At 61.5% G+C, this 21,459-nt stretch carries 25 protein-coding genes; 18 read left to right on the top strand and 7 right to left on the bottom strand.

Translation table 11 applies throughout. From position 1 onward, the window contains the following. The first annotated feature begins 123 nt into the window (after positions 1 to 123). A complete protein-coding gene (locus tag EN851_RS05690; RefSeq protein ID WP_135928753.1) occupies positions 124 to 591 on the top strand; it encodes a DUF1203 domain-containing protein in 468 nt (155 codons plus the stop codon). A gap of 234 nt (positions 592 to 825) precedes the next feature. On the opposite strand, the gene EN851_RS05685 is transcribed toward EN851_RS05690, so the two are convergent. Together EN851_RS05685 and ald are read right to left on the bottom strand one after the other, a co-directional pair. Further along, positions 826 to 2,130, bottom strand: coding sequence for an outer membrane beta-barrel protein (locus EN851_RS05685; protein WP_127869344.1), 1,305 nt, complete (start codon positions 2,128 to 2,130; stop codon positions 826 to 828). A 215-nt stretch (positions 2,131 to 2,345) separates the two neighbouring features. Next, positions 2,346 to 3,461: an alanine dehydrogenase gene (gene ald, locus EN851_RS05680; protein ID WP_019858003.1), complete on the bottom strand. Its 1,116-nt coding sequence runs from the start codon at positions 3,459 to 3,461 to the stop codon at positions 2,346 to 2,348. 156 nt (positions 3,462 to 3,617) lie between these two features. On the opposite strand from ald, the gene EN851_RS05675 reads away from it, so the two are divergent. Next, positions 3,618 to 4,091, top strand: coding sequence for an Lrp/AsnC family transcriptional regulator (locus EN851_RS05675; RefSeq protein ID WP_015317948.1), 474 nt, complete (start codon positions 3,618 to 3,620; stop codon positions 4,089 to 4,091). Here EN851_RS05675 and EN851_RS05670 read toward each other — a convergent pair. Continuing rightward, positions 4,088 to 4,510 carry a hypothetical protein gene (locus EN851_RS05670; RefSeq protein WP_135918556.1) on the bottom strand — a complete coding sequence of 141 codons (423 nt, stop codon included), beginning with the start codon at positions 4,508 to 4,510 and terminating at the stop codon, positions 4,088 to 4,090. The two genes, EN851_RS05675 and EN851_RS05670, sit on opposite strands and share 4 nt — an antisense overlap. Before the next feature lie 196 nt (positions 4,511 to 4,706). Further along, positions 4,707 to 5,357 carry a 5-formyltetrahydrofolate cyclo-ligase gene (locus EN851_RS05665; protein WP_127280883.1) on the bottom strand — a complete coding sequence of 217 codons (651 nt, stop codon included), beginning with the start codon at positions 5,355 to 5,357 and terminating at the stop codon, positions 4,707 to 4,709. Between the two features lie 164 nt (positions 5,358 to 5,521). On the opposite strand from EN851_RS05665, the gene EN851_RS05660 reads away from it, so the two are divergent. Both EN851_RS05660 and EN851_RS05655 read left to right on the top strand, forming a co-directional pair. Continuing rightward, entirely contained in the window at positions 5,522 to 6,787 is a 1,266-nt protein-coding gene (locus tag EN851_RS05660) for an NAD(P)/FAD-dependent oxidoreductase (protein WP_135928752.1), read from the top strand. Between the two features lie 151 nt (positions 6,788 to 6,938). Next, entirely contained in the window at positions 6,939 to 8,918 is a 1,980-nt protein-coding gene (locus EN851_RS05655) for a bifunctional 2',3'-cyclic-nucleotide 2'-phosphodiesterase/3'-nucleotidase (protein WP_135928751.1), read from the top strand. Between the two features lie 181 nt (positions 8,919 to 9,099). Here the strand turns inward: EN851_RS05655 and EN851_RS05650 are convergent, their stop codons facing one another. Then, entirely contained in the window at positions 9,100 to 10,356 is a 1,257-nt protein-coding gene (locus EN851_RS05650) for a cyclopropane-fatty-acyl-phospholipid synthase family protein (RefSeq protein ID WP_127280092.1), read from the bottom strand. A gap of 143 nt (positions 10,357 to 10,499) precedes the next feature. Continuing rightward, positions 10,500 to 10,568 (bottom strand): hypothetical protein, encoded by a 69-nt coding sequence (locus EN851_RS37805; RefSeq protein WP_348629826.1) that lies wholly within the window; start codon positions 10,566 to 10,568, stop codon positions 10,500 to 10,502. A gap of 124 nt (positions 10,569 to 10,692) precedes the next feature. Here EN851_RS37805 and EN851_RS37675 point away from each other — a divergent pair, with 124 nt between their 5' ends. The 6 genes from EN851_RS37675 (at position 10,693) to EN851_RS05625 (ending at position 13,895) form a co-directional block, all read left to right on the top strand. Then, complete coding sequence (locus tag EN851_RS37675; protein ID WP_272482999.1) at positions 10,693 to 10,827, top strand: hypothetical protein; 135 nt, start codon at positions 10,693 to 10,695, stop codon at positions 10,825 to 10,827. A 156-nt stretch (positions 10,828 to 10,983) separates the two neighbouring features. Then, on the top strand, positions 10,984 to 11,274 hold the full coding sequence (locus tag EN851_RS05645; protein WP_127280091.1) for a Dabb family protein: 291 nt from the start codon (positions 10,984 to 10,986) through the stop codon (positions 11,272 to 11,274). Between the two features lie 138 nt (positions 11,275 to 11,412). Beyond that, a complete protein-coding gene (locus EN851_RS05640; RefSeq protein WP_135928750.1) occupies positions 11,413 to 12,300 on the top strand; it encodes a VOC family protein in 888 nt (295 codons plus the stop codon). Beyond that, the gene (kdsA, locus tag EN851_RS05635) at positions 12,297 to 13,157 is read left to right on the top strand and encodes a 3-deoxy-8-phosphooctulonate synthase (protein ID WP_127869339.1); all 861 of its coding nucleotides are present in this window, start codon (positions 12,297 to 12,299) and stop codon (positions 13,155 to 13,157) included. Before EN851_RS05640 ends, kdsA begins: the two co-directional genes overlap by 4 nt. Positions 13,158 to 13,242: 85 nt before the next feature. Beyond that, positions 13,243 to 13,446: a dodecin family protein gene (locus tag EN851_RS05630; RefSeq protein WP_127281030.1), complete on the top strand. Its 204-nt coding sequence runs from the start codon at positions 13,243 to 13,245 to the stop codon at positions 13,444 to 13,446. An 83-nt stretch (positions 13,447 to 13,529) separates the two neighbouring features. Further along, on the top strand, positions 13,530 to 13,895 hold the full coding sequence (locus EN851_RS05625; protein WP_127281031.1) for a PRC-barrel domain-containing protein: 366 nt from the start codon (positions 13,530 to 13,532) through the stop codon (positions 13,893 to 13,895). A 56-nt stretch (positions 13,896 to 13,951) separates the two neighbouring features. Here EN851_RS05625 and EN851_RS37670 read toward each other — a convergent pair whose 3' ends face one another. Next, the gene (locus EN851_RS37670; RefSeq protein WP_127281032.1) at positions 13,952 to 14,077 is read right to left on the bottom strand and encodes a hypothetical protein; all 126 of its coding nucleotides are present in this window, start codon (positions 14,075 to 14,077) and stop codon (positions 13,952 to 13,954) included. 201 nt (positions 14,078 to 14,278) lie between these two features. Between EN851_RS37670 and eno the strand changes: the two genes are divergently transcribed. From eno to EN851_RS05580, 8 genes are all read left to right on the top strand, one after another. Next, complete coding sequence (gene eno, locus EN851_RS05615) at positions 14,279 to 15,553, top strand: phosphopyruvate hydratase (RefSeq protein ID WP_135867754.1); 1,275 nt, start codon at positions 14,279 to 14,281, stop codon at positions 15,551 to 15,553. 152 nt (positions 15,554 to 15,705) lie between these two features. Then, positions 15,706 to 16,029 carry a septum formation initiator family protein gene (locus EN851_RS05610; RefSeq protein WP_127280535.1) on the top strand — a complete coding sequence of 108 codons (324 nt, stop codon included), beginning with the start codon at positions 15,706 to 15,708 and terminating at the stop codon, positions 16,027 to 16,029. Positions 16,030 to 16,220: 191 nt separating this feature from the next. Continuing rightward, positions 16,221 to 17,258: a pyruvate dehydrogenase (acetyl-transferring) E1 component subunit alpha gene (pdhA, locus tag EN851_RS05605; RefSeq protein WP_135928749.1), complete on the top strand. Its 1,038-nt coding sequence runs from the start codon at positions 16,221 to 16,223 to the stop codon at positions 17,256 to 17,258. A 14-nt stretch (positions 17,259 to 17,272) separates the two neighbouring features. After that, entirely contained in the window at positions 17,273 to 18,673 is a 1,401-nt protein-coding gene (locus tag EN851_RS05600) for a pyruvate dehydrogenase complex E1 component subunit beta (protein ID WP_135928748.1), read from the top strand. Between the two features lie 12 nt (positions 18,674 to 18,685). Continuing rightward, positions 18,686 to 18,973, top strand: coding sequence for a hypothetical protein (locus tag EN851_RS05595; protein ID WP_127280532.1), 288 nt, complete (start codon positions 18,686 to 18,688; stop codon positions 18,971 to 18,973). Positions 18,974 to 18,976: 3 nt separating this feature from the next. Continuing rightward, a complete protein-coding gene (locus EN851_RS05590) occupies positions 18,977 to 20,377 on the top strand; it encodes a pyruvate dehydrogenase complex dihydrolipoamide acetyltransferase (RefSeq protein WP_135928747.1) in 1,401 nt (466 codons plus the stop codon). An 86-nt stretch (positions 20,378 to 20,463) separates the two neighbouring features. Further along, positions 20,464 to 20,805 (top strand): hypothetical protein, encoded by a 342-nt coding sequence (locus EN851_RS05585; RefSeq protein ID WP_245520694.1) that lies wholly within the window; start codon positions 20,464 to 20,466, stop codon positions 20,803 to 20,805. Positions 20,806 to 20,809: 4 nt separating this feature from the next. Beyond that, positions 20,810 to 21,445, top strand: coding sequence for an SGNH/GDSL hydrolase family protein (locus tag EN851_RS05580; protein ID WP_135918542.1), 636 nt, complete (start codon positions 20,810 to 20,812; stop codon positions 21,443 to 21,445). The last annotated feature ends 14 nt before the right edge of the window (positions 21,446 to 21,459 follow it).

The following is a 21,459-nucleotide window of genomic DNA, read 5'->3' as shown; positions in this document are numbered from 1 at the left end:
ATCCCATTTGGTCTCGGGCCCGATTTGCCGACCGCAGGTCGGCCCTCGACTCTTGGCAGGAATCGGGTGGGAAGCATCGAAGGGGAAGCATAATTTCCGCTCAACCACACCGGAGATCATGCGATGACCATCCAGTTCAAAGCTCTGCCGACCGAAGATGTGCAAGCGCTGCAGGGGGGTGGGCCAGACGCCTATGGCAACACGCCCGAGCGCCAGGTTTCCGACGGTGACGGCATGCCTTGCCGGCATTGTTTGAAGAACATCGCCGCCGGCGATGACTACCTCGCCCTGGCCTACCGGCCGTTCCCGCAGCTTCAGCCTTATGCCGAGACGGGCCCCATCTTCCTGCACGCGCAGGAATGCGAACGCGCTGTTGAGGCGGAGATCATTCCCGAGATACTGGAAAGCGCCGACTATATCGTGCGCGGCTACGGCAAGGACGACCGCATTGTCTATGGCAGCGGCGGCGTCATCCCAACCGACGCTATAGTAGCGCGGGCGGAAACCCTGTTTGAGCGTGAAGACATTGCCTATGTGCATGTCCGCTCGGCGCGCAACAATTGCTACCAATGCCGGATCGAGCGCGCGTGAGGGCCAGGGATTGGCGATAGAAAGCTTCTGTCGCACTGCTGTCGCACGAACGCGCTAGAAAGCCATTGTCGATCGATTGGCCGACCGCGGATGAACCGGCGGCAATCTCGATATCGAGGAAGCGGGGCTTTGGCTCCGCTTTTTTGTTGCCCAGATTTCACCGCGCCATATCTCAAGCAACGAAAAAGCCCGCCGGCAACGCCGGCGGGCTTTTTGTAGGTTTGCCTGGAGGGCTTAGTTGAACTTGTACTTCGCGCCGATACGCACGGTATGGAAGGACGACGTAGAGGTAATGGAGTCGTCAGGCAGCCCCACCTCGGATGAGAAATCTTTCTTGGCGAATTGCGAGTAGCGATACTCAACACCCAAGGTAACATTGCTGGATATTGCCGTTTCCAGACCACCACCAACAGAGAAACCGCTGGAGCCCCAATCGAGGATGTCGCCGACCGGGTCCGAAGCGTTCAAGTCGAAATGCTGCCAACTGTAGCCAGCCAGCGCGTAGGCGAGGGTCGATTCATTCATTTTCATGCCGGCGCGGCCAAGCACATCGAAACCGTAGTCGGTATCGACATTGATCGATCCGCCGCCGAGGTCCAGCTTCGAGGTCATGCCGGAATAGCGGGCGTCCACCATGATGCCAGCGACCCAGCTGCCGAAGTCGTGGTCATAGCCGACATTCAGCTCGCCAAGCACGCCTTCACCGCCGAGGCCGTTGAACTTCGCGCCGCCAAGCGGTGGGATTTCGATCTGGTGCACCGACGCACCCGCGCCCAAACCGCCACCGATATAGAAGCCGGACCAGTTATAGGCGGGCGTTTCAAACGAAGTGGCGGCACCGTTCTGCGCCCCGAAGCGATAGCTGGCGGCAACCTGGAATGTGTGCCGCGACGTATCGAGATTGAGAAGGCCATCCGGAGCCCCGATAAGGCCGGCCTCGGAAAGGAGATCGTCCTTGGTGCCGAAGCGTGTATAGCGATACTCGGTCTTGATCGTCCAATTGCTGTTAATGGCCGTTTCGAGACCACCACCGACGAAATATCCGCTCTGGTCCCAATCGAAACCAAAGCCGGCGTTGGAATCAAGCTTGTACTTCTGCCAGGAATAGCCGCCCAGCACGTAGCCCAGCGTGTTCGGGGTAAGCAGATACCCTACGCGCAGACCAGCGTCGAAACCGTATGTCTCCTGGATCGAGGCGTTGAAACCACCGGCGTCGAGCTTGGTTTTGATGTCGCCGGCATGGACGTCCAGCAATCCGCCGAGCAGGAAGCGGGGCGAGACCATGTAGTCGTAGCCAGCGGTAAGTTCGCCGTAAACGCCTTCACCGCCAATGCCATTCAATGACAAGGGAGCAAAATCGCTGCTCAACTTATGGACGTTGGCTCCGGCGCCTACGCCGAAGCCGACATAAACGCCGCTCCAGTTAAAACCGGATGCCTCTACCGGCTGCACGACGTCGGCCGCATGAGCCGCCGACATCAAAGCCACGACAGAAACCGCGCCGAGAAGAATAGATTTCGCAGTAATGCGAACAAACATAGCCCGTACCCCTAATGAATAAACCCGGGGTGTTCCTAGCAGGGAGTCGGCCAATACAGGTATGACAAAAATGCAACAGCGGGAGGCTAAGTGCCCTTACGGCACACGCTTCGATGGATCCCCTGGGAAGCAGGTTTGGAGCATCATTGCCAAAAGAAAAAGCCCGCCGGAGCGAACCGGCGGGCAAAAATGTAAGTTGACTTTTTCTGGGTGTATCAGGCCGCGAGCACGGCTTTCGGCTCAACCAGTTCGTAGCCGAGCGCTTCGGCGACCGCGCGGTTGGTGATCTTGCCTTTGTGGACGTTGAGGCCGTTGCGCAGATGATGGTCGTCGACCAGCGCCTTCAGGCCCTTGTCGGCGAGCTGCAGGCCGTAATGCAGCGTTGCGTTGTTCAGCGCATGGGCCGAAGTGACCGGCACAGCGCCTGGCATGTTGGCGACGCAGTAGTGGATAACGCCGTCGACTTCGTAAGTCGGCTCGGCGTGGGTGGTCGCATGAGAGGTCTCGAAGCAGCCGCCCTGATCGATGGCGACATCGACCAGCACCGAGCCCTTCTTCATGCCGGACAGCATTTCACGGGTGACCAGCTTCGGCGCGGCCGCGCCCGGGATGAGCACGGCGCCGACGACGATGTCGGCCGAGAAGCATTCTTCCTCGAGCGCCTCGACGGTCGAGTAACGGGTGTGGACCCGGCCGGCGAAGAGGTCATCGAGCTGGCGCAGACGCGGGATCGAGCGGTCGATGATGGTGACATCGGCGCCAAGGCCGGCGGCCATGCGGGCCGCATGCAGGCCTACGACGCCGCCGCCGAGCACGGTGACCTTGCCTGGCAGCACGCCGGGCACGCCGCCAAGCAGCACGCCGCGGCCGCCATTGGCCTTCTGCAGCGCCGTGGCGCCGGCCTGGATCGACAGGCGACCCGCGACTTCCGACATCGGCGCCAGCAGCGGCAGCCCGCCACGATCGTCGGTCACGGTTTCATAGGCGATCGCCGTGACGCCCGAAGCGAGCAGGCCCTTGGTCTGCTCCGGATCCGGGGCCAGGTGGAGATAGGTGTACAGGATCTGGCCTTCGCGCAATTGCACCCACTCATTGGGCTGCGGCTCCTTGACCTTGACGATCATGTCCGACTTGGCGAACACGTCGGCGGCGGTCTTGGCGATGGTGGCGCCTGCAGCACGATAGGCGTTGTCGTCGGCGCCGATACCGGCACCGGCACCAGCCTCGACCAGCACTTCGTGGCCGTGGGCCACATATTCGCGGACCGAACCCGGCGTAAGGCCGACACGGTATTCGTGGTTCTTGATTTCCTTGGGGCAGCCGACGCGCATTTTCTTCTCCTGATCCGGGCCCTTTTGGGCTCACTCCCTGATTGTCGGAGTGAACCATGAATCGGCTCGCAAGTGTTTGCGAATGCGCTTGCGCGAACAGGAGGGTTTCGATAATCGTTGCGTGAAATAGCAGTATATTCGCAGGATTCACGAAGAATGCCGCTCGACAGGATTGATATCGCCATTCTGGAGACATTGCAGAAGGATGGCCGGATGCCGAATGCGGCCCTTGCCGAAAAGGTCGGCCTGTCGCAATCGGCCTGTTCGCGCCGGCTTGATAATCTGGAAAAATCCGGAACCATCCGCGGCTACCACGCCCGGTTGTCCAATGCGGCCCTTGGCCATCAGATGACGGCGATCGTCCACATATCCCTCTCCGGCCAGTTCGAGAAGACGCTGTCGGATTTCGAGGCGGCGATCAAACGCTGTCCGAACGTGCTGTCGTGCCACCTGATGTCGGGCGAGTACGACTATATCCTGCGGATCGCGGCCAAGGATCTCGTCGACTACGAGCGCATCCACAAGGAATGGCTGTCGGCGATGCCGCATGTAACGAAGATCAATTCGTCCTTCGCCTTACGTGAAATCGTCGACCGGACGGCCATGGGGCTAAAGCCGGAAATGGCTTAACGCCAAAGGCACACCCGGACGTCCTTCCCAATATAGCATGCGCCTTCGCGGTGAAGGTCTTCCCAACGTTCATCACCGTGAGTCGCGCGAATATCCGAGTTACCATAGCCGTCCCAAATATCGCCGTCCTTGTAGACGGCTGCCCAGTAATCCTCGGACATTTCACCAGCCCCACTATGCGTGTCAGGATAGTCGATACCCGCGAAAACTTGCCGGGGTCCCTGGATATTGAAATCGCCGCCCTTCTCGATTTGATAGGAGCATTTTCCGGATATGCGGGTCTGACCGTCAACAACAAGCAGGCAACGGCCCCATTTGTAACCGCTCGGCAAACGATGTCGTTGCGCGAGCGCGGGCGAAAAGGAAACAGCGGTTGCAACGGCAGCCGCCATGGTACGCCCGATCATCTTGTCACCCATCGTGAAGCAGCCACTGTGAGGAGCGACCGGACAGTGTTGGTTCCCCAGGGCGCATGTCTAGGCAATCCTCCGCGGCACCGTGCTTTGAAAATCAGATTATTTATCGACCAAGTCGGATTTTTGTCACGTGACATTTGCGCTGCTTCCGCGCGGGGTAACCAGAAATCCGACCGGTCTCATTGGACCAAACAGGCTCTTACGCCTCCGTCACGATCCGATCCATCGGGATGTCGTGAGGTTGCGGATAGATGGTCGCGATGCGCTGCAATTCGTAGCCAACGCCGATGACCAGCGGCTTGAACGGCATGGCGGCCAGCGTGCGGTCGAAGAAGCCGCCGCCATAGCCCAGCCGATAGCTTGCCGGATCGATGCCGACAATGGGCGAGATGACGATGTCCGGCAGTACCGGATCGCCTTCGGCCGGGATCGGGATGTTCCAGACGCCTTTTTCCAACCGGTCGCCCGGTTTGTAGGCGCGGAAGATCAACGGTTGACCCTTTTCGACGACGATGGGCAGCGCGGTGCGGCCATCGCGTTCGTTGATAGACGCCATCCATGGCCGTAAATCCGGCTCGCCCCGAAACGGCCAGTAAAGGCTGACCATCCGGCCCGCTATGTCACCGATGATCGTGTCGAGGCCTTCCGCGATGCGCCGCGACATTGCGGTTCGGGCATCGGCGGAAACGGCAAGGCGCGCCGCGATCAGGCGTTCACGCTCGGCCTTTCGCCAGCGTCTCACGTCGGTCCAGTCGCTGAGTGGTGCCTGGAACGCGGGATCGAGTTCATGCATGAAGCAGGGCGGCGAAGAATACTGCGCCGGTCCTTCGTCCTCATGATCGTTGGTCATGCCTCACCTCATCTCGTGTTCGATGACGCTATACCTCGCGATACGATACAACATGTGCGTTCACGACATGGAACGACGAGTCTCGGGCACTGTCCTGCCATTGTTGCATTGCACAAAAACACCTACATCCAGGGCAGGCAATCTTGCCCATCAGGGGTGATGAAATGAGCGATGCCAGACATCATCTCGTCGTCGTCGGCGCCGGGTTCGGCGGCCTCGAATTCACCCGCGCGCTGGCTGGCGCGCCGGTGCGCATCACCATGATCGACAAGCGCAACCATCATCTGTTCCAGCCGCTGCTCTATCAGGTGGCAACCACGGCGCTGGCGACCTCGGAGGTGGCCTGGCCGATCCGCCATCTCCTGCGCAAGCGCAAGGATGTGACCACGCTGCTGGCCAATGTCACAGGAGTAGACCGGACCGGCAAACGTGTTGTGCTCGATGATGGCAGCGCCGTCGCCTACGACACGCTGGTGCTCGCCACCGGCGCGCGGCACGCCTATTTCGGCCATGACGAATGGGAGCCTTTCGCGCCGGGCCTGAAGACGCTGGAGGACGCCACCACCATTCGGCGCCGCATCCTTCTGGCCTTCGAGCAGGCGGAACGGGAACCCGACCCTGCCAGGCGCCAGGCGCTGCTGACCATTGCCATCGTCGGCGGCGGGCCGACCGGCGTCGAACTTGCCGGAACCATTGCCGAACTGGCGCATGACACGCTGCGCGGCGAATTCCGCAACATCGACACGCGCCAGACGCGCGTGGTGCTGATCGAGGCCGGCGACAGCATCCTGGCCAATTTCGCGCCGAAGCTCTCCAATTATGCCGGGAAGGCGCTGGAGCGGCTTGGTGTTGTGGTCGAGCTTGGCCGGGCCGTTACGCGCTGCGATGCCGAAGGCGTGGTTTTTGGCGATACCGTTCTGCCGGCCCGCACGATCCTGTGGGCAGCCGGCGTTGCCGCTTCGCCCGCCGCTGAATGGCTGGGCGCGAACGCGGACCGGGCCGGCAGGGTATTGGTCGAGCCTGATCTCAGCGTGCCCGGCAGCCCGGAGATTTTTGTCATCGGCGACGCCGCCCTTGTGCTGCGGCCCGACGGGCGGCCGGTGCCCGGCGTGGCGCCTTCCGCCAAGCAGGAGGGCCGCCATGTTGCCGCGACCGTCAGGGCCAGGCTTGCCGGCGACACGGGGCCGCGGCCTTTCCACTACAAGCATGCCGGTGATCTGGCGACGATCGGCAAGCGCGCCGCCGCGATCGATTTCGGCTGGATCAAGCTGACCGGCTGGCTCGCCTGGTGGCTGTGGGGCATTGCGCATATCTATTTCCTGATCGGTTTCCGCAACCGGCTTGCCGTTTCGCTGAGCTGGCTATGGATCTATGTCACGGGCCAGCGCAGCGCCCGGCTGATTACCCAGGGCGACGACGACAAGACCTGACTTTCTTCACCGAGCCTTTCATCCGGCCGTCATCTGTTGCTGATGGATTGGCGTGCCGATGCGCGCGACTTCTTGAGTGGACTTGAGCCGATTTCAGCGCGAAGTTCGCTTCGGGGCAGGGGCATGTCAGGTCGTCGAAGAAGGAGAAAACATGTCGCAACTGCTCCATCCCGTCTCTCGCCGTGGTCTCCTTGCGGGGGTCGCCGCCACAGGGGCGCTGATCATGCTTCATCCCTTCTCCGCCCGTGCGCAGGCCAACCAGGCGCATCTGAGGATCATGGAGACCACCGATATCCATGTGAACGTGCTGCCCTATGATTATTACGCCGACAAAGCCAATGACACGATGGGCCTGTCGCGCACGGCGTCCCTCATCGACGCGGTGCGCAAGGAAGCCGCCAATTCGATGCTGATCGACAATGGCGACCTATTGCAGGGCAACCCGATGGGCGACTACATTGCCTATGAGAAGGGCCTGAAGGAGGGCGATCTCCATCCGATCATGAAAGGCATGAACCTGCTCGGTTACGAGTGTTCGACACTTGGCAACCACGAGTTCAACTACGGCCTGTCCTTCCTGGACAAGGTACTGGCCGGCGCCAATTTCCCGTTCGTCTGCGCCAATCTGATCCGGGGCACCGAGCTTGCCGCCAATCCGCGCGACGACAAGCTCTACCTCAAGCCCTACATAATCCTGGACAAGAAGATCAAGGACGGTTCAGGCACCGAGCAACCGATCAAAATCGGCATCATCGGCTTCGTACCGCCGCAGGTCATGGTCTGGGATCTCAAGAATCTCGAAGGCAACGTCAAGACGCGCGACATCGTCGAAGCGGCGAAGGCCTGGGTGCCGCAGATGAAGGAGGAGGGCGCCGACATCGTCATCGCGCTCTCGCATTCCGGCATCGACGTCAAGCAGGGTGACATGATGGAGAACGCCTCGTTCTTCGTCGCCGGCGTCGAAGGCATCGACGCGGTCTTCACCGGCCACCAGCACCTGGTCTTTCCCGGCAAGAAGGATTTCCAGGGGCTCGAGGGCGTTGATACACAGAAGGGTACGCTGCAGGGCAAGCCCGCCGTCATGGGCGGTTTCTGGGGCTCGCATATGGGCCTGATCGACCTGATGCTGGAACGCGATGGGTCGAAGTGGAAAGTGGTCTCGGCGACCTCGGAGGCGCGGCCGATCTTCGAGCGTGTCGACAACAAGAACAAGCCGACTGTCGCCGACGACAAGCGCATCATCGCTGCTCTCGAGCAGGACCACCAGGCGACGCTCGCCTATGTGCGCCGCCCTGTCGGCAAGACCTCGGCGCCGCTCTATTCCTATTTCGCGCTGGTGGCCGATGATCCTTCGGTGCAGATCGTCAACCAGGCGCAGAGCTGGTATCTCAAGGATATCCTGAAGAGCACCCAGTGGAAGGACGTGCCGATGTTATCGGCGGCGGCGCCCTTCAAGGCCGGCGGGCGCAACGGCGCCGACTACTACACCGACGTGCCGGTGGGCGATGTCGCAATCAAGAACGTCGCCGACCTCTATCTCTATCCGAACACGGTTCGCGCGGTTGAGATCACGGGTGCCCAGGTCAAGGAATGGCTGGAGATGTCGGCCGGCATCTTCAAGAAAATCGAGGCAGGAAAAGCCGACCAGCCGCTGATCGACACCGAATTCCCATCCTATAATTTCGACGTCATAGATGGCGTAACCTACAAAATAGATTTGTCGCAGCCACCGAAATACGATGCCAAGGGCGCCGTCGCCAATGCCGGTTCCAATCGCATTGTCGACCTGAAATTCGACGGCAAACCGATTGATCCAGCAGCGAAATTCGTCGTTGCGACCAACAACTACCGTGCCGGCGGCGGTGGCAACTTTCCCGACATCAATGCCTCGAAGATCATCTACGAAGCGCCGGACACCAACCGCGACGTCATCGTCCGCTACGTCGTCAGCCAAGGCACCATCAACCCGTCGGCGGATGGCAACTGGTCGTTCGCGCCGCTGCCAGGAAGCAGCGTCGTCTTCGAGACAGGCGTCAAGGCAAAGGACTTCATCGCCGATGTGAAGTCGCTCAAGATCGAGCCGGTGGGCGAGGGCGAATCTGGTTTCGCCCGATACCGCATCCTTCTCTGATCGACTATCAGGGCTGGATGCGGCCGGTCTTGGCCGCATCCCCGTGCGGAAGATGACCTCGCCATAGCGAGGGAGGAGCAGTCGGATCGCTCGGCACGGTCAAGAGCCTCATCCCCGCGGGTGCATGGACCTCGTGGATGGTCGATGTCCGGGTGTTGTCGATGAGATCGCTGTCCCCAGCCTACGCCTTGTAGACCACCTGGCGCACGTCGATATAGCTGGTGCGGAAACCGGCCTCGCAATAATGCAGGTAGAATTCCCAGAGCTTCTTGAAACGGTCGTCGAAGCCGAGCGGCACGATCTTCTCCCACGACCCCCGGAAACGCTGGCGCCATTCGGCAAGCGTGCGGGCATAGTCCTCGGGGAAAACGTGTTCGCGTAAATGGGCAAGGCCGTGCGCGGCGCCAAGCGACTTCAGGATGGACGGCGTCGGCAGCATGCCGCCCGGGAAGACGTAGCGCTGGATGAAATCCGGCCTGGCGCGATAGGTGTCGTAGGCGGCTTCGTTGATGGTGATGATCTGCAGGCCCGCGGTGCCGCCGGGCTTCAGGCAGGCCTTCATCTTGGAGAAGAATACCGGCCAGTATTTCTCGCCGACCGCCTCGAACATCTCGATCGAGGCGATGCGATCGTAGGTCCCGGTTTCATCACGGTAATCCTGCAACTTGATGTCGACCTTGTCGGCAAGCCCGGCCTTGGCGATGCGTGCCTTGGCGAAATCGTGCTGCTCGCGGCTGATGGTCAATCCGGTAACCCGGCAGCCGATTTCGCGTGCCGCGAACTCGGCAAAGCCGCCCCAGCCGCAACCTATCTCCAGCACGTGATCCTTTCCGCCGATGCCCGTATCCCTGGCCAGCGCCCGGTATTTGGCGGCCTGGGCGCTCTCGAGATCATTGGCGCCATTGGCGTAAAGCGCCGAGGAATAGGTCATGCTCGGGTCGAGCCATTCCTTGTAGAAGGCGTTGCCGAGATCGTAATGCGCCGAGATATTGCGCTTTGACCCTTTGCGTGTGTTCTCGTTGAACCAGTGGCGGATGCGCTGGGCCGTGTTGATGAGCCAACTGGCGCCGCCCGCGACGCGTTCGCCGATCGCCGAATTGACCACGAACAGTTCGAGGAAGCTGGTGACGTCAGGGCTTTCCCAATCGCCGTCCATATAGGATTCGGCAACGCCGATCGTGCCGCCGGAAAAGGCGCGGCCCGGCAGACGCCAGTTCTTGAGCACAAGTTCGGCGTCGGGGCCTGGCGCCTTGCCGCCGACGAGGACGGCACGGCCGTCCGGCATCCTGACTTTCAGCGAACCACGCGGCAGGTTCATGGCCGCCGACAGCACCATGCGCGCCTTGGCCGGCAGGCCCTTGACGATCTCGGCGAAATTGAATTCGTCGAGCCTGACCGCGTCGCCCGGCGCTATGCCATGATGTTCCCCGTGTGCCATTCCATGCCCCTGGATCTCCGTGCTGTCGGCGCAATTGCCAAGCCACGGTTCTCTTGGATCATCCGCCGGGTTCAAACACCGTTGCCTGGTCCCGGCAGCTGCGGGTTCGACGGCAGGCGGGCTCGAACGAAAGCGCGCGCCCCTTAGCAGAGCTTCAGCGCTTCCCAGTGAATGCCTGCCACAATCTTCCACGCCATGAGGGGGAACTTCAAGAGGCATGCCGAGAGCTGGACTGTGCCACGCGGCGCCCGGCATCTGCCGCCCTGCGTCAGGCCGCTGCGGCCCGAAATCAAAAACGCCTATGGCAGCCGCATCGCTTGTGCGATAGCTTTAGCCATGCGTTATGTAATCGTGATTGCCGCCATCGCGTTCTTCCTGATCTGGGACGGTCTCTACAATCAAGGCCGGTATCTCGACGTCGCGGTCAGGGAAGTTTCCCATGCGGTGCGCTACGTCACCGGCAAGGCCTAGACGTCCCTGGGCAGGCCGGCGCTTCATCCCTGATCCGCGCGAACCGAGGTCCAGCACCGATCGAGGCGCGTCGCAAGGACGCGTGGCGCCATGACCGGTTGACGCAAAGGGACCGCCGTCACAAAAGACCCCGACATTCAGATCGAGGAGGCGGGATTGATCCGGCATATCGTTTTCTTCAGCGCGCGGCGCAAGGAAGATGTGGAAGCTGTTCGTACCGGGCTGCTGGCGCTCGGCGACATTCCTCATTGCAGCCTCTTCGAGGTCACGCTGAACACCAAGGTCGACCCGCTGTCGGATGAAGTCGATGTCGTCGTTTACGCGGAATTCGCCGATGACGCGGCGCTGGCAGCCTACAAGGCGCACCCGCTCTATGCGCGGACCACCAGCAAGGTCAAACCATTGCGCGAGCTGCGTTATTCGGCCGATGTCGTGGCCGGACGCTGATCCGGCGCCTGCTCCAGAAGGTGCCGTTTGCAGCGGCGACTTTCCCGATAGAGCGTGCTGTGCGAACCATGCGCCGCCGCCGGCGGCATTGCGATCAAGTCTTGAACCGACCTTCGGAATGATGCACATCGCGCCTGCATGACCCCAACCACATCAGCCATTCATCCGCTCGATCATCTGGTTCTGCCGACGCAGACCGTCGACACCGCGCGGATCCGGCTCACCGCGCTGGGCTTCGTCGTCGCTCCGACCGGCATCCATCCCTTTGGCACGGAAAACTGCTGCGTGTTCCTTGCCGACGGCACCTATCTGGAGCCGCTCGCGATTGGCAGCGAACAGGCTGCGACGGAGGCTGCCGCCGAGGGCAACGTCTTCGTTGCGCGCGATCGCCTCTATCGCGAAAGCCTTGGTAACGAGGGATTTTCCGCGGTGGTTCTTGGCACTGACAATGCCGATGACGACCATGAACGCTATGTCGAAGCCGGCCTGTCGGCGGGAGACACGCTGAGCTTCTCGCGAGCCTTCACCGACACGGCTGGCAAAAGCGATACCGCCTCGTTCAAGCTCGCTTTTGCTTCGGCCAATCATGCCAGGGACGCTTTTCTTTTTGCCTGCCAGCGCATCAACGCGCCGAAAGTGGACCGCGCGGCCTTGCAGGCTCATCCCAACGGCGTCGATGGGGTCGTCGAGGTGATTGCAATCAGCAGTGCGCCCTCCGAACAGCACAGGCTGATCGCGGTGGCGGTCAATGAACCGTCCGCCGGCGGTCCGGACGGCGCGTTCGCCTTGCCGAACGCAACATTGCGTGTGCTCGATCCCGCGTCTTACGCCGCGCGCTTTGGCATCCCGACCGGCCCGGCGACGGAGCTTCGTTTCGCCGCCGTGGTATTTGCGATCCGAAGCGCCGATGCCGCTGCGAGGCTGCTTGCAGCCAACTCAATCCAGCACGATATAGCGGGCACCGACATTGTCGTGCCGCCGGCAGCCGGCCAAGGCGCGGCTTTCATCTTCCGGGAGACCAAATGAGCAAGTCCCAAGCACCAAATTCGACGGCGCCCAATTCTTCGGTAACGGTCGGCAATGTCATCTTCGACAATGCGGCACCCTTGGCGCTGATCGCTGGCCCGTGCCAGTTCGAATCGCGCCAACACGCCTTCGACATGGCCGGTGCGCTGAAGGAGCTGACCGGCAGGCTCGGCATCGGCCTCGTCTACAAGACCAGCTACGACAAGGCCAACCGCACCTCGCTGTCGGCGACGCGCGGTGCCGGCATGGACGCCGCACTTCCCGTGTTCGACGAGTTGCGAAAGGAATTCTCGCTGCCGGTGCTGACCGACGTTCACACGGAGGAGCAGTGCGCCATCGTTGCACCGCATGTCGATGTGCTGCAGATACCGGCCTTCCTGTCGCGCCAGACCGACATGCTGGTCGCCGCCGCGAGGACGGGCAAGGTCATCAATGTGAAGAAAGGACAGTTCCTCGCCCCCTGGGACATGAAGAACGTGGTCGCCAAGATCACCGGTTCCGGCAATGCCAATGTGCTGACCACCGAGCGCGGTGCTTCTTTCGGCTACAACACACTGGTGTCGGATATGCGCGCTCTGCCTATCATGGCCGAGATCGGCGCGCCGGTGATCTTCGACGCCACCCATTCGGTGCAGCAGCCGGGCGGGCAGGGCGGGTCGTCTGGCGGGGAGCGCCGCTTTGTCGAGACGCTGGCCCGCGCGGCCGTTGCCGTCGGCGTTGCCGGCGTCTTTATCGAGACTCATCAGGACCCCGACAATTCGACCTCCTCCGACGGTCCGAACATGGTGCCGCTGAAAGATATGCCGGCGCTGCTCGAAAAGCTGATGGCGTTGGACCGGGTAGCGAAGGGCCACTAATCCTAGGCTTTCTGCCCGTGCTTGTGGTTGCCAGGGGCCAGTTGTACGCTCGGCAGGCAAATGAGCGTTTTGGCAGGAGGAAGCCATGTCCGTCGCCCGCGTCACCGAAATCACCTCATCGTCGAAGAAGAGCTTTCAGGACGCCATCGAGCAAGGAATCGCCCGCGCCGCCAAAACCCTGAAGAATGTCGAAGGGGCCTGGATCCAGGATCAGAAGATCGTTGTCGTGGACGGCAAGATCGCGGCCTATCGCGTCAACATGAAGGTGACTTTCATCCTCGCGGAGTGATCGGGCAGCCGCCAAAAAGTCGGGAACTTTCGCCCGCGCGCCTCATTGTCAAAGTGCAGATTAACGACAACGAGGAGCAAACAATGACAACGCAAACAGGCCACACCGAAGCCATTGCCGCTTCGCGAGTGATCGGCACTACCGTCTACAATACCCAAGGCGACGGCATCGGCAGCATCGAGGACGTCATGCTCGATAAGACGTCGAACGGCATCATGTTCGCGGTGATCGGATTTGGCGGCTTTCTCGGTATTGCCGAGAAGTACCATGCCATTCCCTGGGCGAGCCTCGACTACGACGAGGACAAGGGCGGCTATGTCGTACCCTTCACCAAGGAACAGCTGAAGGCAGCGCCCGCCCATTCGATCAACGAGTTGGCCGGCGCCGATGGCGAGAGCGTGCGCGACGAGTCCTACGAATATTATAAGGTTACGCCCTACTGGCACTGACGCCACAACCGAAAAGGGGGCCGTTTCGACGGCCCCCTTTTCGATTCGAGGCAACGCTACTCGCTAATGTGCAAGGCCGGCAAAGGCGCAATGGCCTTTGGCGGTGGCTGCTGATTGTCGCACGACGTCAGGAACGCCGCCGCGATCAGGAACAGACTGACGATACCGCTCAACTCGGACATGGCGAAACTCCTCCTGTTTCGCCCCGCGCGACAACAGCCTTAACCCGGAATGCGCCCCTTGTGGCATGACTTATGATGACAGAAACTTGCGCTTCGTGAATCGCGCGGGCGGCAATATTCGGCCAGGGCCCGATTGCCTTTTGCGTCGCTTTGGCTAAGACGGGCGCGACGTTTTCTCCAGATCAAATCGAGGACATCGCAATGACCGCCATCATCGATATTGTCGGGCGTGAAATCCTGGACAGCCGCGGAAACCCGACCGTCGAGGTCGATGTCGTTCTCGAAGACGGTTCAATGGGCCGCGCCGCGGTACCGTCGGGCGCCTCGACCGGCGCCCATGAGGCCGTCGAACTGCGCGACGGCGGCGCCCGCTACCTCGGTAAGGGCGTGCTCAAGGCCGTCGAAGCGGTCAACGGCGAACTGTTCGAGGCGATCGGCGGCATGGAAGCCGAAAACCAGATCCATATCGATCAGATCATGATCGAGCTTGACGGCACGCCTAACAAGAGCCGGCTCGGCGCCAACGCCATTCTGGGCGTTTCGCTGGCGGTGGCGAAAGCCGCGGCCGATGCCGCCGGCCTGCCGCTCTATCGCTATGTCGGCGGCACAAAGGCGCATATCCTGCCCGTGCCGATGATGAACATCATCAATGGTGGCGCGCATGCCGACAATCCGATCGACTTCCAGGAATTCATGATCCTGCCGGTCGGCGCGCCGACGCTGCGTGAAGGCGTGCGCTGGGGTTCGGAAGTCTTCCACACGCTGCGCAAGAAGCTGAAGGATGCCGGCCACAACACCAATGTCGGCGACGAGGGCGGCTTCGCGCCGAACCTGAAGAGCGCGCCGGTGGCGCTCGATTTCATCATGGAATCGATCGAGAAGGCCGGTTTCAAGCCGGGCGAAGAGATCGCGCTCGGCCTCGATTGCGCCGCGACCGAATTCTTCAAGGACGGCAACTACGTCTATGAGGGTGAGAAGAAGACACGCGATCCCAAGGCGCAGGCCAAGTACCTCGCCAAGCTCGCCGCCGATTACCCGATCATCTCGATCGAGGACGGCCTTGCCGAAGATGACTGGGAAGGCTGGAAATACCTGACCGACCTGATCGGCAAGAAGACGCAGCTTGTCGGCGACGATCTTTTCGTCACCAACACGGCGCGGTTGCGCGACGGCATCCGCATGGGCGTTGCCAATTCGATCCTGGTCAAGGTCAACCAGATCGGCTCGCTGACCGAGACGCTCGACGCGGTCGAGACCGCGCACAAGGCAGCCTACACCGCCGTCATGTCGCACCGTTCGGGCGAGACCGAGGATTCGACCATCGCCGATCTCGCCGTCGCCACCAATTGCGGGCAGATCAAGACCGGCTCGCTGTCGCGCTCCGACCGCATGGCCAAATACAACCAACTGATCCGCATCGAGGAAGAACTCGGCAAGCAAGCGCGCTACGCCGGCAAGTCGGTGATCAAGAGCTGATCCGGCCGCGCATCTTTGGTATCGAAAGGGCGGGACATCCCGCCCTTTTTCATTTCAGGCTGGGCTGGGCCGCCGCCCGTAACCGTCCGTTAAGCACAATCAGGCGAAAAAGGCGTCGAGCCGTTTGAGTTCGCGGCCACGGGGAATCGGTCATGTGGACGCGTCAGCACAAGCAGAGAAATACCGGGCGGCTGATCATTCCTTCGCTGTGCGTGGTGTTCCTGGCCTATTTCGGCTTTCACGCTTATCACGGCGAATTCGGTATCAATTCCAAATACAAGCTGGAGGCCGAAACGGTCGCGCTGCAGGGTCAGCTCGAGGCGATCAGGGCGCGCAGGATGGAACTCGAACGGCGGGTCAAGCTCATGCATGATGGCACGCTGGAGAGGGACATGCTCGATGAGCAGGCGCGTAAAGCGCTTAATCTGTCCCAGGCCGACGAGATCACCATCATGCTGCCGGTTTCGGAGAAGTAACCGGTTTTCGGTTAATCAGCAATATTTTCAATGATTTTAATCGCTTAGGCGCATGCCAGCTATGCAATTTCGACATGGCGGAACGCCTTTCTACGTGTTAGCCTCCCATAAATCGAAGGGGAGGGCGATCTCCCCGGAGCAGGTTGATCTTGCTCCAGTGTCCGCAAAGAGACGCCAACAGGGAGTGATGCATGGCCACCGCAGCCAGAAAAGCGCCTGCCAAATCGAAATCCGACGGCAAATCCGGCCTGTCAGCACCCAAGCCTGCTGACTTCACCAAGGACGAAGAGCTTGCCGCCTACCGGCACATGCTGCTCATCCGCCGGTTTGAGGAAAAGGCCGGCCAGCTCTATGGCATGGGCTTCATCGGCGGCTTCTGCCACCTCTACATTGGCCAGGAGGCGGTCGTCACCGGCATGAAGATGGCGCTGATCGACGGCGACCAGATGATCACGGCCTATCGCGATCACGGCCACATGCTGGCGATGGAGCTTTCGCCGCGTGGCGTGATGGCTGAGCTGACCGGACGCCGCGGCGGCTTGTCCAGGGGCAAGGGCGGCTCCATGCACATGTTCTCCAAGGAGAAGCATTTCTATGGCGGTCACGGCATCGTCGGCGCGCAGGTGTCGCTCGGCACCGGTCTGGCCTTCGCTAACCGCTACCGCGACAACAACAATGTCTCGCTGACCTATTTCGGCGACGGCGCAGCCAACCAGGGCCAGGTCTATGAGAGCTTCAACATGGCCTCGCTGTGGAAGCTGCCGGTGATCTACATCATCGAGAACAACCGCTACGCCATGGGCACCTCGGTGTCGCGCTCTTCAGCGGAGACTGACTTCTCGCACCGTGGCGCTTCCTTCAAGATTCCCGGCATCCAGGTCGACGGCATGGATGTGCGCGCGGTCAAGGCCGCCGGCGATCTCGCCACCGAATGGTGCCGCGCCGGCAATGGCCCGGTGATCCTCGAAATGCAGACCTACCGCTATCGCGGCCACTCGATGTCCGATCCTGCGAAATACCGGTCGAAGGAAGAAGTGCAGAAGATGCGCTCCGAGCATGACCCGATCGAGCAGGTCAAGGCGCGGCTGATCGAGAAGAAGTGGGCGACCGAGGACGAGCTCAAGACCATCGACAAGGAGGTTCGCGACATCGTCGCCGACGCCGCCGAATTTGCCCAGAACGATGCCGAGCCGGATCCGTCCGAGCTCTGGACCGATATCGTATTGTAAGGGAGGGCCAGGACATGCCGATCGAAATTCTCATGCCCGCTCTCTCGCCGACCATGGAAGAGGGCAATCTTTCCAAGTGGTTGAAGAACGAGGGCGACAAGGTCGTCGCCGGTGACGTCATCGCCGAGATCGAGACCGACAAGGCGACGATGGAAGTCGAAGCCGTCGACGAAGGTACGCTGGGCAAGATCCTGATCGCCGCCGGCACCGAAGGCGTCAAGGTCAACACGCCGATCGCCGTTCTGCTCCAGGACGGCGAGAGCGCCGCCGACGTCGGCAAGTCCGCGGCGGCTCCCGCCAAGGCCGAAGCACCGGCAAAGGCGGAAGCGCCGGCCGAGGACAAGGCGGAGGTGCCAAAGCCGGCCGCTGCACCAGTCGCGGCCGCACCGAAAACGGAAATCGCCGCCGATCCGGATATTCCCGCCGGTACCGAGATGGTCTCAACCACGGTGCGCGAAGCGTTACGCGACGCCATGGCCGAGGAAATGCGCCGCGACGGCGATGTCTTCGTCATGGGCGAGGAAGTTGCCGAATACCAGGGCGCCTACAAGATCACGCAAGGCCTGCTGCAGGAATTCGGGCCGCGTCGCGTCGTCGACACGCCGATCACCGAACATGGTTTTGCCGGCGTCGGCGTCGGTGCTGCGATGGCGGGCCTCAAGCCGATCGTCGAGTTCATGACCTTCAACTTCGCCATGCAGGCGATCGACCAGATCATCAACTCGGCCGCCAAGACGCTCTATATGTCCGGCGGCCAGATGGGCGCGCCAATCGTGTTCCGTGGGCCGAACGGCGCGGCCGCCCGTGTCGCCGCACAGCACTCGCAGTGCTATGCCGCCTGGTACAGCCACATTCCAGGCTTGAAAGTCGTGATGCCGTATACGGCCGCCGACGCCAAGGGCTTGCTCAAGGCGGCGATCCGCGATCCGAACCCGATCATCTTCCTCGAGAACGAAATCCTCTACGGCCAGTCCTTCGACGTGCCGAAGCTGGACGACTTCGTGCTGCCGATCGGCAAGGCGCGCATCCACAAGACGGGCAAGGATGTCACCATCGTCTCCTTCGGTATCGGCATGACCTATGCGGTCAAGGCGGAAGCCGAGCTGCGCGGCATGGGCATCGACGCCGAGATCATCGACCTCAGGACCATCCGTCCGCTCGATCTCGACACCGTCATCGCCTCGGTCAAGAAGACCAACCGGCTGGTCGTGGTCGAAGAAGGCTACCCGCAGAATTCGGTCGGCGACCATATCGCCAACCAGGTGTCGCAACGCGCCTTCGATTTCCTCGACGCGCCGGTCATCACCATTGCCGGCAAGGACGTGCCGATGCCCTATGCGGCCAACCTCGAAAGGCTGGCATTGCCGAATGTCGGCGAGGTCATCGAGGCCGTCAAAGCCGTCGCATATCGCTAGGGAGCAATGCGGATGCTGTCTTTCTGGACGTTGGCAGCCATCATTGTTCCCACTGTCGTGGTCGCCTTTCTCGTGCGATCGATGACGGGGAAGTTCGATGCGGTTCTGTTGATGCTCAGCGGTGCCGCGTCGCTGGTTCTTGCTATTGTGGCAACTGCTTCCGCAAAGGTCGACCAGACCGGCAGCATGATGACGCTCGAGATGGGCAAGGGTAGCTACCATTTCGGTGTCTTGCCACCTGTGTTCATCGTCGCCACGCTGACCGTCATGCGCGGCCTTTTCAAATTCATCCAGGAGTGAGCGATGCCTATCAACATCACCATGCCGGCCCTGTCGCCCACGATGGAAGAAGGCAATCTGTCAAAATGGCTGGTCAAGGAAGGTGACAAGGTTTCGCCGGGCGATGTCATTGCCGAGATCGAGACCGACAAGGCGACGATGGAAGTTGAAGCCGTCGATGAGGGCACTGTCGCCAAGCTGGTCGTGCCGGCCGGAACCGAAGGGGTCAAGGTCAACGCGCTGATCGCCGTGCTTGCCGCCGAAGGCGAAGATGCGGGCGCTGCCGCGAAAAGCGGTGGCGCACCGGCGAAAGCCGAGGCCAAGCAGGACAGGGCGCCAATCTCCCCACCCGTGGGGGAGATGTCGACGAAGTCGACAGAGGGGGGCGCTGTTCCTCCAGCAGCCAAGAGCGAGGCGCCCCCCTCTGGCCTGCCGGCCATCTCCCCCACAAGGGGGGAGATCAGCCAATCGGCCGAGCGCACCTTTGCGTCGCCGCTCGCGCGCCGCATCGCCAAGGAGGCGGGGGTCGATGTGTCGGCCGTGACCGGCACCGGTCCGCATGGCCGGGTGGTGAAGGCCGATGTCGACGCCGCGATCGCCGGTGGCGGCGCCAAGGCAGCACCGGCAGCCAAGGCTCCGGCTGGTGCGCCTTCCGCTGCTCCGGCTGTAAAGGCAATGTCGGACGATCAGGTGCTGAAGCTGTTCGAGCAAGGCTCTTACGAACTCGTCCCGCACGACAATATGCGCAAGACCATCGCGCGGCGCCTAGTCGAGGCCAAGACCACCATCCCGCATTTCTACCTGACGCTCGACTGCGAGCTCGACGCGCTGCTTTCGCTGCGCACGCAGCTCAATGCGGCGGCACCGGTGAAGAAGACCGACAAGGGTGAGGCGCCTGCCTACAAGCTGTCGGTCAACGACATGGTGATCAAGGCGATGGCCATGGCGCTGAAGGCGGTGCCGGACGCCAATGCCTCGTGGACCGAAAGCGCCATGGTCAAGCACAAGCATGCCGATGTCGGCGTCGCAGTCTCGATCCCCGGCGGCCTGATCACGCCGATCATTCGGCACGCCGATGAAAAGACGCTGTCGGTCATTTCCAACGAGATGAAGGATCTCGCGAGCCGTGCCCGTAGCCGCAAGCTGAAGCCGGAGGAATATCAGGGCGGCACCACGGCGGTGTCCAACCTCGGCATGTTCGGCATCAAGGACTTTGCCGCGGTCATCAACCCGCCGCACGCGACGATCCTGGCGGTCGGCGCCGGCGAGCAGCGGGCGGTGGTCAAGAACGGCGAGATCAAGATCGCCACCGTGATGTCGGTGACGCTGTCGACCGACCATCGTGCGGTTGACGGAGCGCTGGGGGCCGAACTCTTGGTCGCCTTCAAGAAGTTGATCGAGAACCCGATAGGCATGCTGGTCTAGGAAAGGGAAGGGCTGTGCGAATATTCTTCACCAGCCTTTTCGCTTTTTTCATTTCCGGGTTGGCTGGCGGTCTGATCGCGCAATGGTTGGCTGTCGCCACAGTCGCCGAGGAAGAATACATCCTCGTTTTCATGTTCTCGGTGCTGGTGACCTTGGTCGTCACCTTCGTCTTCTTCGTGGCGCAATTGACGAATGATCCGGTCGCGGTCGTGGCGAGGGCGGGCAAATGGACGCTGATTGTTTTTGTGCTGCTGCTCGTCCTCTTGGTCGCGCTGATCCTCTACAGCGACGGCAGCGCCGCGTTGGTCAGGAAAGACATGCCGATGGTTGCCGGTCTCGGTCTGCCGGGCTTGGTGACGATCATCATCCATTGGTTGTTCGTGCGCTGGCGCGTGAAGCGCGGCGTGGCCGACATAAAGGCGGGTTGAACGGATGAAGACGGTTCTTTGTTACGGTGACTCGCTGACTTGGGGCTACAATGCCGAAGGCGGGCGTCATGCGCTGCCGGATCGCTGGCCAAGCGTGCTGCAGGCCGGCCTCGGCGAAGGCGTTCAGGTCATCGCCGACGGCCTCAATGGCCGCACCACCGCCTTCGACGATCATCTGGCCGGAGCTGACCGCAACGGCGCGCGGCTGCTGCCGACGGTGCTGACGACGCATGCGCCGATCGACCTGATCGTCATCATGCTCGGTGCCAATGACATGAAACCATGGATCCATGGCAACCCGGTTGCCGCCAAGCAAGGCATCCAGCGGTTGATCGACATCGTGCGTGGCCACGACTATCCGTTCGACTGGCCGGCGCCGCAGATCCTGATCGTTTCGCCTCCTCTTGTCAGCCGCACGGAGAATGCCGATTTCAAGGAGATGTTCGCCGGTGGCGACGACGCCTCGAAGCAGCTTGCACCGCAATACGCAGCACTCGCCGACGAAGTCGGTTGCGGCTTCTTCGACGCTGGCACGGTGGCGCAAACAACACCTCTCGATGGCGTCCACCTCGACGCCGAAAACACGCGAAACATCGGCAAGGCGCTGACACCAGTCGTGCGCGTCATGCTGGAATTGTGATTGAAGGAGAAAAC

It is taken from the genome of Mesorhizobium sp. M8A.F.Ca.ET.208.01.1.1 (genome assembly GCF_004791315.1).
Taxonomy (GTDB): Bacteria; Pseudomonadota; Alphaproteobacteria; order Rhizobiales; family Rhizobiaceae; genus Mesorhizobium.
The sequence above is the reverse complement of the archived record's forward strand: the minus strand, read 5'-3'. Positions and strand labels throughout refer to the sequence as shown.